Here is a 10,985-nt window from a genome sequence, read left to right on the forward strand (position 1 = left end):
TCGACGCCGTCGACCGGCTGGAGGTGCCCGCCGATCTCGCCGCCGCCTTCGACCAGCGTCCCGGATCGGCCGGGGCCTTCGCCGCCTTCCCGCCCTCGACCCGGCGCGGCATCCTGGAATGGATCGGCAACGCCAAACGCCCCGAAACGCGCGCCGCCCGCATCGCCGAGACGGCGGAAAAGGCCCAGCGCGGCGAACGTGCCAACCAGTGGCGCGGGCGGGGCTGACCGCCTATCACCGGATCGCCTTGATCCGTTCGCTGACCCTGACCGACTTCCGCTCCTACGCCTCCGCCCGGCTCGACGTCGGGGCGGGGCCGGTGGTGCTGCATGGGCCCAACGGGGCGGGCAAGACGAATGTGCTGGAGGCGCTGAGCCTGTTCACCCCCGGCAAGGGGCTGCGCGGGGCGACCGCGCAGGAGATGGGGCGGCGCGAACCCGGCGAAGCGTCAGGCCGCGCGTGGGCCGTCGCCCTGACGCTGGACGACGGCGAGGGCGACACGGTCCGTCTGGGCACCGGCGTGCAGACCGCCGGGGCGTCCCGGCGGCTGGTCCGCATCGAGGGCGAGACGGCCCAGCCTGGCCGCCTGCTGGATCACCTCCGCCCCGTCTGGGCCACGCCCGAGCATGACCGGCTGTTCTCCGACGCCCGGGCCGAGCGGCTGAAGTTCTTCGACCGCCTGGTCTTCGCCGCCGAGCCCGGCCATGCCGCCGTGGTCGCGGCCTATGAGAAGGCGCTCCGCGAACGTCTGCGGTTGCTGATCGACGGGGCGGAGGGTCGGGAGGCCGATCCCCTGTGGCTGGACGCGCTGGAGGTCCGGCTGGGTGAGGCCGGGGCGCGGGCGGCCCTGTCGCGCGCCCGGGCGCTGGAGACGCTGCAGGCCGGCATCGACGCCCGCTCCGACCGCCCCTTCCCCCAGGCCGACCTGGCCCTGGTCGGAGAGACCGAAGGGCTCGCCCGCGACGGCGCAGAGGAGGCGACGCTGGCCGCCGCCATCCGCGACGGCATGGCCCGGTCGCGCGGCCGAGACGCGGCGGCCGGCCGCTCCCTGTTCGGGCCGCATCGCGCGGACCTGACCGCCCTTCACCGCGCCAAGAACCGCCCGGCCGCCGAGGGCTCCTCCGGCGAGCAGAAGGCCCTGGCGCTGAACCTGATCCTCGCCCAGGTCGGGCGGCTGGCGACCGGCGGCGCGGCCCCGGTCCTGCTGCTGGACGAGGCCCCCGCCCACCTCGACGCCGAGCGCCGCGCGGCCCTGTTCGAGGAGATCGTGGCCCTGAACCTCCAGGCCTTCATGACCGGCACAGAAGCCGTACTGTTCGCCCCGCTTGGAGGCCGGGCGACCTTCGTGCGGGTCGAGGGCGGCGAGTTGATCCCCAACTAGGCCGTCGCCGGATTGGCCTCGCCCGGCGCGCGCGCCTCGCCCTTGCCGCCGCCGATCCGGTCCATGAAGCGGAAGACGAAGGGGTTGAGCGAGATCGAAAGCAGGGCCGCGGCCAGGATCAGGTCATGCGTGCCCTGGCTGAGCGCGCCGAGCGACAGACCCAACGCCGCCAGGATGAAGGAGAACTCTCCGATCTGGGCGAGGCTGGCGGCCACGGTCAGGCTGGTCGCGCGATCCAGCTTGAAGGCCGTGGTGATGGCCAGAGCCGCCAGCGTCTTGCCGACCAGGACGATGGCGACCACGCCCAAGACCGCCAGCGGCTCGCGCACTACGATCGACGGATCGAACAGCATCCCGACCGAGACGAAGAACAGCACCGCGAAGGCGTCGCGCAACGGCAACGACCGCTCCGCGGCGTTGTGCCCCAGCGGCGTGCCGTTCAGAACCAGGCCGGCTAGGAAGGCCCCGAGCGCGAAGGAATGGAACAGGGCATAGGCCACCCAGGCGATCCCGAGCGCGATGGCGAGCACGCCTAACGTGAACAGCTCGCGCGACCGGGTGTGGGCGATCCGCACGAGCACCCAGGGCAGCACCCGGCCGCCGATGAACAGCATCGCAGCGACGAAGGCGGCGACCTTCAGCAGCGTCCAGCCGACGTTCAGCCCCAGGGTCGACAGGTCCACCGCCGCGCCATCGCTGAGCAGCAACATGGGCAGCATCACGAGCGCGATCACGATCACCAGGTCCTCGACGATGAGCCATCCGACCGCGATCTTGCCGACCTCGCCCTTGCCCTGGTTGCGCTCCTCCAGCGACTTCATGAGGACGACGGTGGAGGCGACCGACAGGGCGAAGCCCATCAGCAGGGCCTCGATGTCCCCCATGCCGAGCCCGAACCGGCCCAGAACCCAGCCCATCAGGGTCGCGGCCGCGATCTGGACCAGGGCGCCCGGCACGGCGACCTTGCGCACCTTCATCAGGTCGGCGGGCGAGAAGTGCAGCCCGACCCCGAACATCAGCAGGATCACCCCGATCTCGGCCAGCTGGGGCGCCAGTTCCGCATCGGCGACGAAACCGATGGTGTAAGGACCCACCGCCACGCCCGCGAGCAGATAGCCGACCAGTGGCGAAAGCTTCAGCCGATTGGCGATCATGCCGAACGCGAACGCCAGTACGAAGGCGGCCACGAGGGTCGAGATCAGGCTGTAGCTCTGCATCCAGGCTCCGGTTCAGATTGTGGGGCGACCCTCCTTGGGACCCACAAGATATGGGGCGAAAACCGGCCCGGACAACCCGGGAAAGCGCCGCGAATCCTCGCTTTTTCCTCGGGGAATCCTATATAAGCGCAGGGTCCGGACCGTCTGAATCAGTTCGACCGGATCACGCCCAGCCATAGGCGGACCCGACGCGCGCGATCGCCCCGGGATTATCGCCCCTCCGGATCACCGAATGACCGACGAACCCCTGAACAGCCCAGAGACCGAGCGCACCGCCGATACCGCCGAAGAGGCCGCCTACGGCGCCGATTCCATCAAGGTGCTGAAGGGTCTGGACGCGGTTCGCAAACGCCCCGGCATGTACATCGGCGACACCGACGACGGCTCGGGCCTGCACCACATGGTCTATGAGGTGGTCGACAACGCCATCGACGAGGCCCTGGCCGGCCACGCCGACCTGGTCGAGGTGATCCTGAACGCCGACGGCTCGGTGACCGTCACCGACAACGGGCGCGGCATCCCGGTCGACATCCACGAGGGCGAGGGCGTCTCGGCCGCCGAGGTCATCATGACCCAGCTGCACGCGGGCGGTAAGTTCGACCAGAACTCCTACAAGGTCTCCGGCGGCCTGCACGGCGTGGGCGTATCGGTCGTGAACGCCCTGTCGGACTGGCTGAAGCTGGTCATCTTCCGCAACGGCAAGCGCCACGAGATGCGGTTTGAGCGCGGCGACACGGTCGAGAGCCTGAAGGTCACCGGCGACGCGCCGATCCGCACCGACGGCACCAAGGCCGGTCAGCCCCTGTCGGGCACCCAGGTCACCTTCTACCCGTCGGTCACGACCTTCAGCCACATCGACTTCGACCTGAAGACGCTGGAGCACCGGCTGCGCGAGCTGGCTTTCCTGAACTCGGGCGTGGTCATCAAGCTGGCGGACAACCGGGGTGCCGAGCCGTTCGAGGAGATCCTGCACTACGAAGGCGGCGTCGAGGCCTTCGTGCGCCACCTCGACAAGTCCAAGACCCCGATCCTGAAGGACGTCATCGTCATTCGCGGCAAGAAGGAGGGCGTCGAGCTCGACCTCGCCCTGTGGTGGAACGACAGCTACCACGAGACCATGCTGTGCTTCACCAACAACATCCCCCAGCGGGATGGAGGCACCCACCTGTCGGCCTTCCGCGCCAGCCTGACGCGCGTCATGGGCGCCTATATGGAAAGCTCCGGCGCCCTGAAGAAGGAAAAGGTCGCCCCCACCGGCGAGGACGCGCGCGAGGGCCTGACCTGCGTCCTGTCGGTCAAGGTGCCGGACCCGAAGTTCTCCTCCCAGACCAAGGACAAGCTGGTCTCCTCCGAGGTCCGCCCGGCGGTCGAGGCCCTGTGCTCCGAAGGCCTGTCGACCTGGTTCGAGGAGCACCCGGTCGAGGCCAAGCTGATCACGGCCAAGATCATCGAGGCGGCCTCGGCGCGCGAAGCGGCCCGCAAGGCGCGGGACCTGACGCGGAGGAAGTCCGCGATGGACATCTCCTCCCTGCCCGGCAAGCTGGCCGACTGTCAGGAACGCGATCCCGCCAAGTCCGAACTGTTCATCGTCGAGGGTGACTCGGCCGGCGGCTCGGCCAAGCAGGCGAGAAACCGCGAGAACCAGGCGGTGCTGCCCCTGCGCGGCAAGATCCTGAACGTGGAGCGGGCCCGGTTCGACCGGATGCTGTCGTCCGACCTGATCGGGACCCTTATCCTGGCGCTCGGCACCGGCATCGGCCGCGACGACTTCAACGCCGACAAGCTGCGCTATCACAAGATCATCCTGATGGCCGACGCCGACGTCGACGGCGCCCACATCCGGACCCTGCTGCTGACCTTCTTCTACCGGCAGATGCCCGAGCTGATCGAGCGCGGCCACGTCTTCATCGCCCAGCCGCCGCTCTACAAGGTCGCCAAGGGCAAGCAGTCCCGCTACCTCAAGGACCAGTCCGAAATGGACGCCTATCTGATCGAGGAGGGGTCCACCGAGGCCGAGCTGGACTTCCGCTCGGGCGAGCGTCGCATCGGCCAGGACCTGATGGCCCTGGTGCGCGAGGCCAAGGCCTTCAAGGCGGGCGTGGATCGCCTGAGCCAGCGCGCCCCGGCCTTCGCCATCGAGCAGGCGGCGCTCGCCGGTCTGTTCGCCCCTGACGCGGATCTGGCCACGCGTGCGTCCGCCGCCGCCGACCGCCTGAATCTCTATGCCGAGGAAGGCGACGGGGCCTGGACGGGCGAGCCCGGCGAGCAGGGCGCGGTGGTCTTCACCCGCCTGCGCCGCGCGGTGAAGGAGACGATCGTCCTGGAGGAGCAGCTGATCCGCAGCCTCGACGCCCGGCGTCTGGCCGAGCGCGCAGCGGCCTTCGAAGGCCTGTTCGAGAGCCCGGCCACCTATCGCCGCCGCGACAAGACCGTGGATGTGCGCGGGCCGCTCGACCTGCTGACCGCCGTGCTCGACGCCGGCAAGAAGGGCCTGTCGATCCAGCGCTACAAGGGTCTGGGCGAGATGAACCCCGACCAGCTGTGGGAGACGACGCTGGACGCCAATGCCCGCACCCTGCTGCAGGTCAAGGTCGACCACGCCGACGACGCCGACGACCTGTTCGCCAAGCTGATGGGCGACGTGGTCGAACCCCGCCGCGAGTTCATCCAGGAAAACGCCCTGGACGCAGCGGTGGACGTCTGACGACTCACCGGCCGGACGCGCATCGCATCCGGCCGGATCGCTCCAAGGTCAGTCGCCCGCGGTGCCCGGCTCGCGCGGGACCGGCCGCCAGTCGCGCACGAAGGCCTCCAGCAGGCGCACCCCAAAGCCCGTCGCCCCGCCGGGGTTGAGCGCATCGGCCCCGCCGTTGTTGACCCCGGCGATGTCGAGGTGCGCCCAGGGCGTCTCGGGCCGGATGAAGAAGCCGATGAAGTGGGCCCCCGTCCCGGCCCCCGCACCGCCGTCGCCGGTGTTCTTGATGTCGGCGATGGTCGAGGACGTGTCCCGCGCATAGGTCGGGCTGAGCGGCAGGCGCCACAGACGCTCGCCCGTCGCCCGGCCCGCGGCGTCCAGCTGGTCGGCCAGCGCCTCATGACGACTGAACAGGCCCGCGTAGTCGTCGCCCAGCGCCGTTCCGACCGCCCCGGTCAGCGTCGCCACGTCGACGATGGCCGCCGGGTTCAGGGTGTCGTCGGCCCACGCCACGGCGTCGGCCAGAACCAGGCGGCCCTCGGCGTCGGTCGAGATGATCTCGATGGTGCGTCCGTTGTAGGCGGTCAGGACGTCGGCCGGGCGGATGGCCTCGCCGTCCGGCATGTTCTCGGCCAGGGCGGCGATGGCGACCACGTCGACCGGCGCGCCGGAGCGGGCCAGCGCCAGGACCGCTCCGACCACGGACGCCGCGCCCGACATGTCCATCTTCATGGCCCCCATGCCCGCCGACGGCTTGATGGAGATGCCGCCGGTGTCGAAGGTGATGCCCTTGCCCGCCAGCACGATCGGCCCGCCGTCAGGCGCGCCCGCGCCGCGATAGCGCACGGCCATCATGCGCGGCGGACGCTCCGAGCCGCGCCCGACGCCCAGGATCGCGCCCATGCCCAGACGCTCCATCTCGCGCTCGTCCAGCACGGTGATCTCGACCCCGCGAATGCCGTCAAAGGCCGCACGCGTCCGTTGGACGAAGGTCTCCGGATAGATGACGTTGGCCGGCTCATTGGCCAGGTCGCGCGACAGCGCCAGCCCCTCGACCAGGGCCGCGCCGCGCCGATAGGCCGCCTCGACCCCACCCGCGTCGCTGACGACCGTCAAGGGTGTCGTGACCGTGGCCGCGCGGGTCGTGTTGTAGAGGTCCGAGCGATAGGACCCCATGCCGAAACCGGCCGCCATCTCGGCCACGGCGGCGTCATCCAGACCCGTGGCCACCAGCGTCACCTGACCCTCGACAGTGGCCAGGGCCCGACCCACCGCGCGCCCGGCGGTCTGGGCCGACAGGGCGTCGTCGCCCAGCCCCACGATCACCACCCGGTCAAATGTCTCGAACCCGCGCAGGGTCTGGACGTCGCGCGGGCCATAGCCAAAGCCGCCCTGCTGCAACGCCCGGGCGATCATGGCGCGCGAGGCCGCGTCCAGCGAACCGCCCCGGCTGTCCAGATCGGCCGCCGAGCGCAGCGGCAGGACCAGCGTCCCGCCCGGCTGGGCCGAGGCGGCGAAGGTCACGGGGCGGACCGGCGTTGGCCGGCCTTGGGCTTCCGCGACCGGGGCGATGACGAGGGCGAGCGCCAGGGGCGCGCAGGCGAGCGCGAGCGTCCGGAGAGAGGTCATGGGCGTTTCCCGAAACTGTTACGGTGATACGCACCATAGTCGGGCAACGCGGTCGGGCAAGGCGGCGTGGCGACGCCAGGGACCTCGGTCTGGATCAGGGCCGACCGGCGTCGATCCAGGCACGGATGCTGTCGAACGACTGCCGGCTGGGTTCCGTCTCGCCGCAGGCCATCTCCCTGACCGCGTCATCGAGACTGTTGACCGGCGCAGGGGTCCAGGGCTCGTCGGCGGCGAAGGTGTCGGCGGTCACGCCGTCGTCAGCGACATCGGACGAGGTCTCGACCCGCGTCTCTCCGGCGCGACAGCGGGCACCGAATTGATCGACCGTATGGCGATACTCGCCCGGCGCGAGGCGTTTCGACACGCGGGCGACCCGGATCGAGGCGTCGTCGCCATTCCGCACGATGCTGGCCATATCGACCAGATAGGTCGAGCTATCGCTCTCGGAAAACCTGCGCCACTCGGCCGGTGCCCCGCTGGACAACATCTCCACGTCCTGACTGGGCGCTGCCCCGGCAGGGGCCAGACCGCCGATCAGGATGGCCAGGGCCGCGGTCGCAAACGTCATGATGGTCCTCCCCGGTATGACTCGTTGGCCAATGTTACATCGCTGTAATGGTGACAAATCAAGGGTGGACCGCGCCAACCAAAGGCCGCGATCCTCGTTCACCCAGACGCCATGACCCGCCTGATCGCCCTCTTGTCCGTTCTGCTGTTCGCCCTGCCCGGCCTGGCGTCGGCGCAGGATCGGCCGTTCGCCTCGGAGCGGATCGTGGTCGAGGCGCGCGGGCGCGGGGCGGACATCATCCTGATCCCGGGTCTCGCCTCGACCGGCGACGTCTGGGCGCGGACGGCGGCGCGACTGGACGACGACTACCGCGTCCACATCGTCTCGATCCGGGGATTCGGCGACGTGCCGCCAGGCCGCAATCGGGACGGGTCCCTGGTCGCGCCGGTGGCGGCCGAGCTGCGCCGCTACATCGCCGAGCGCGGGCTGGATCGGCCCGCCGTGATCGGCCATTCGATGGGCGGGCTGGTCGCGCTCCGGGCCGCCGCCGACGCGGGCCGGGATCGCCGCAACCCCATCGGCCGGGTCATGGTGGTGGACGCCACGCCCTTCTTCCCGGCCCTGATTTCGCCCGGCGCCACCTCGGGCGACGTCGAGCCCATCGCCCAGATCGCCTATCAGGCCCTGCTGCTGCTGGGTGACGCGGCGCTCAGGAACCAGCCGACCCTGATCGGGCGCGAGCTGGGCGGGGCGGCCGACAGCGTGTTCGGCTCGCTCGGCTGGCAGGGCGGCGACCGCCAGGTGCTGGCCCAGGGGCTGTACGAGGTCATGACCACCGACCTGCGCCACCGCCTGCCCGACATCACCGCCCCGGTGACCGTCGTCTATGGCTGGAGCCCGGACGCCGCCAACCCCCGCGCCCGCCTCGACGCCGCCTTCCAGACCGCCTACCGCAGCCTGCGCGAGCCCGCCCGCTTCGAGCGGATTGAGGGCGCCGAGCACATGGTCATGATCGACCAACCGCAAAGGTTCCTCGCGGCGGTGGGGCGGTTTTTGGGGTAGGCGCTGAGCTGGCGGAGCCGCCAGTCAGCTCTCGCCGGATTTTGGCTTGGCGAGACCAATCTTCCTCGCGCGAGAAACGCGCCTACGCGTAACCGCCGGAGAGTCTTGACTGGATTGGCCGCTGGCTTCGGACTGAGTTATCCAATCGACTTGCGTCGTCGGCCTGGGCGGCAGAGTAATCTCGTGCACCTGAACAACCTTGTACGCGGGGGCACCCACGGCCTTTCCAGTGTCGTCCAGCGCTACTCGCTGCTCCATTTGGACGTCGAGCAGTGTGTTTGGAGGAGCATCCAACTCATTGTGCTGAAATGCCTTCACGAAATCCGGAGGCATGGACACGTCAATAGCTCGGCCACCCCATAGCACCGACCATTTTGCGTTGCCCTCATACTGCGCCGACTTGATCCGCAGGTGTCCGCGGATACTCGAGATATCCTCGTGAGACTGATCGAGGACAGTGGGTGCCAGATCGGCTGCCAAGCCCGCCTCGGCCTTATCAATAGTCTCCACCACACTGTCGCCGTCCACGAACTGCAAGGTGTCGTATCCCGGCTTCTGGAGAGGCTGGACGACCCGTTTGGCCTTCTCGATAACTGCGGGATCAGAAGCTAGAAGGTAAACATGGTGATTGACCGAAACGTGGTTTCCGTCACCGTCGATCAACGTAGTCACACCATTTTCGGTTGTAACGGTGAAGGTCGTCCCGTCTGATTTCGGCCGCTTCGCCAGCCAAGTGATAAGCTTGAACAGTCCGAGGCCGGCTGTTCCGGTGGCACCTGCGACAATGCCTATCCACTCCGCGATCTCCTTTGCAGTGGCGACACGCTCATCAGCAAAGAAGCCCTTGGCTTGTTCAAAGACGCTCTGGACAAGGCTCAGCTCAATCTGAAAGCACTGCTGCTCCACATCGGCGTTGACGAGCACTCTTATGTCAGCCGCATCGCCGTTGAATTTGCGGTTAGCGAGCTGAACGATATCCGCCAAAGCCAGGAGCGCAGGCGCGAGGTCTTGCACGTCCATCAGATGGTCAGCGAGAGCTGGTCCATCGTAGCGAATGGTGGTTGTGACGTGCCCCGGCATAGTCATGATTCTAGCCTGCTTGCGGCGGCATTAATACGGCGTTCATGCTGCGGTGCCCTCCGACTATCGCCCCAGATCGCTACAACCACCCCGCCATCGCCTCGCCCGCCAGCATCTCATCATAGCTCGGCCGGGCGCGCACCACGGCCCAGTCCGCGCCATCCACCAGCACCTCCGGCGCCAGCGGCCGGGTGTTGTATTCGCTGGACATCACCGCGCCATAGGCGCCCGCGCCGGTGAAGACGACCAGGTCCCCGGCCTCCAGCGGCGGCAGGGCGCGGCCTCGAGCGAAGGTGTCGCCGGTCTCGCAGACCGGGCCGACGATGTCGTAGGCGACGGGGTCCCCGGCGCGCGCGACGACCGGCTTCACCTCGTGGAAGGCGTCGTACATGGCCGGGCGGACCAGGTCGTTCATGGCGGCGTCCAACACCAGGAAGCGCCGCCCATCCGCGCGCTCGGTGATCTGGATCACCCGGCTGACCAGCACGCCGGCGTTGGCGGCCAGCAGGCGCCCGGGCTCGAACGCCACCTCGACGTCCAGACCCTCCAGCACCCGCGCCGCCATGGCGGCGTAGTCGGCCGGGCTGGCCGTCTGCGCCCCGCCCGAATAGGGCACGCCCAGCCCGCCGCCGAGATCCAGCCGCGTGACCGACAGCCCCTGCCCCCGCAGCGTCCGCGTCATCTCGGCCAGCAGGCCAAACGCCGCCTCCAGCGGGGCCAGGTCGGTGATCTGGCTGCCGATGTGACAGGCCAGACCCACCGGCGTGACATGCGGACTGGCCGAGGCGCGGGCATACAGCGTCATGGCCTCGTCGGCGGGGACGCCGAACTTGTCGCCCTCTCCGCCCGTAGTGATCTTGGCGTGGCCGCCCGCGCCGATCTTGGGGTTCACGCGGATGGCGATCTCGGGGGATGCGGACTTCGCCGCCGCGACGGCGATCAGCCGGTCCAGCTCGGCCGGGCTCTCGACGTTGATCTGGCGCACGCCGGCCTCGATGGCGAAGGCCAGTTCGCGGTCGGTCTTGCCGACGCCGGAGAAGATAATGCGGTCGGCGGGCACGCCGGCCTTCAGCGCGCGCCGGATTTCGCCCTCCGACACCGTGTCGGCGCCACAGCCCTGTTTCGCCAGGGTCGCCAGCACCGACAGGTTGGAGTTGGCCTTGACCGCGAACGCGATCAGCGCGCCGTTCAGCGGAGCGTGGGCGTCAAGCGCCTGTCTCAGCACGTGATAGTGCCGCGTCAGGGTTGCGGTCGAATAGACATAGACCGGCGTGCCGACGGCCTCGGCGAGGTCGGCCAGGGGCACGTCCTCGGCATGGAGCGCGCCGTTGCGATAGTCGAAGTGGTCCAAGAGCGGTCGTCCTTTTGCGACAATCCTTCCCCGCAAAGCGGGGGAGGGGGACCAGCCGAAGG

Annotated in this window: 9 protein-coding genes; 4 read left to right on the forward strand and 5 right to left on the reverse strand. The window is 69.3% G+C overall.

Annotated features, from left to right (window positions below; translation table 11 throughout):
- Both IP78_RS12730 and recF read left to right on the forward strand, forming a co-directional pair.
- Window positions 1–227: YdeI family protein (locus IP78_RS12730; RefSeq protein ID WP_197272456.1), on the forward strand; the 227-nt coding region annotated here is incomplete at its 5' end.
- Window positions 228–247: 20 nt separating this feature from the next.
- Complete coding sequence (recF, locus tag IP78_RS12735) at window positions 248–1,381, forward strand: DNA replication/repair protein RecF (protein WP_156320403.1); 1,134 nt, start codon at window positions 248–250, stop codon at window positions 1,379–1,381.
- On the opposite strand, the gene IP78_RS12740 is transcribed toward recF, so the two are convergent.
- Complete coding sequence (locus tag IP78_RS12740) at window positions 1,378–2,598, reverse strand: cation:proton antiporter (RefSeq protein WP_054112055.1); 1,221 nt, start codon at window positions 2,596–2,598, stop codon at window positions 1,378–1,380. The two genes, recF and IP78_RS12740, sit on opposite strands and share 4 nt — an antisense overlap.
- A gap of 232 nt (window positions 2,599–2,830) precedes the next feature.
- Between IP78_RS12740 and gyrB the strand changes: the two genes are divergently transcribed.
- The gene (gene gyrB / locus IP78_RS12745) at window positions 2,831–5,302 is read left to right on the forward strand and encodes a DNA topoisomerase (ATP-hydrolyzing) subunit B (protein ID WP_054112056.1); all 2,472 of its coding nucleotides are present in this window, start codon (window positions 2,831–2,833) and stop codon (window positions 5,300–5,302) included.
- A 48-nt stretch (window positions 5,303–5,350) separates the two neighbouring features.
- On the opposite strand, the gene IP78_RS12750 is transcribed toward gyrB, so the two are convergent.
- Window positions 5,351–6,922, reverse strand: a complete 1,572-nt coding sequence (locus IP78_RS12750; RefSeq protein ID WP_054112057.1) for a leucyl aminopeptidase — start codon at window positions 6,920–6,922, stop codon at window positions 5,351–5,353.
- A gap of 94 nt (window positions 6,923–7,016) precedes the next feature.
- Complete coding sequence (locus IP78_RS12755; protein ID WP_054112058.1) at window positions 7,017–7,490, reverse strand: surface-adhesin E family protein; 474 nt, start codon at window positions 7,488–7,490, stop codon at window positions 7,017–7,019.
- A gap of 111 nt (window positions 7,491–7,601) precedes the next feature.
- Between IP78_RS12755 and IP78_RS12760 the strand changes: the two genes are divergently transcribed.
- On the forward strand, window positions 7,602–8,492 hold the full coding sequence (locus IP78_RS12760) for an alpha/beta fold hydrolase (RefSeq protein WP_054112059.1): 891 nt from the start codon (window positions 7,602–7,604) through the stop codon (window positions 8,490–8,492).
- A 24-nt stretch (window positions 8,493–8,516) separates the two neighbouring features.
- Here IP78_RS12760 and IP78_RS12765 read toward each other — a convergent pair whose 3' ends face one another.
- Together IP78_RS12765 and lysA are read right to left on the reverse strand one after the other, a co-directional pair.
- Window positions 8,517–9,512: a hypothetical protein gene (locus IP78_RS12765; protein WP_197272457.1), complete on the reverse strand. Its 996-nt coding sequence runs from the start codon at window positions 9,510–9,512 to the stop codon at window positions 8,517–8,519.
- A 139-nt stretch (window positions 9,513–9,651) separates the two neighbouring features.
- Window positions 9,652–10,923, reverse strand: a complete 1,272-nt coding sequence (gene lysA / locus IP78_RS12770) for a diaminopimelate decarboxylase (protein WP_054112061.1) — start codon at window positions 10,921–10,923, stop codon at window positions 9,652–9,654.
- Window positions 10,924–10,985: the final 62 nt, after the last annotated feature.

Origin of the sequence: Brevundimonas sp. AAP58 (genome assembly GCF_001295975.1) — a bacterium.
Taxonomy (GTDB): Bacteria; Pseudomonadota; Alphaproteobacteria; order Caulobacterales; family Caulobacteraceae; genus Brevundimonas.

Excerpts from the sequence above, each read along its gene's own strand:
- IP78_RS12740 (WP_054112055.1), bottom strand. The coding sequence starts at position 2,598 with ATGCAGAGCTACAGCCTGATCTCGACCCTCGTGGCCGCCTTCGTACTG.
- gyrB (WP_054112056.1), top strand. The coding sequence starts at position 2,831 with ATGACCGACGAACCCCTGAACAGCCCAGAGACCGAGCGCACCGCCGAT.
- IP78_RS12750 (WP_054112057.1), bottom strand. The coding sequence starts at position 6,922 with ATGACCTCTCTCCGGACGCTCGCGCTCGCCTGCGCGCCCCTGGCGCTC.
- IP78_RS12755 (WP_054112058.1), bottom strand. The coding sequence starts at position 7,490 with ATGACGTTTGCGACCGCGGCCCTGGCCATCCTGATCGGCGGTCTGGCC.
- IP78_RS12760 (WP_054112059.1), top strand. The coding sequence starts at position 7,602 with ATGACCCGCCTGATCGCCCTCTTGTCCGTTCTGCTGTTCGCCCTGCCC.
- IP78_RS12765 (WP_197272457.1), bottom strand. The coding sequence starts at position 9,512 with ATGGACGTGCAAGACCTCGCGCCTGCGCTCCTGGCTTTGGCGGATATC.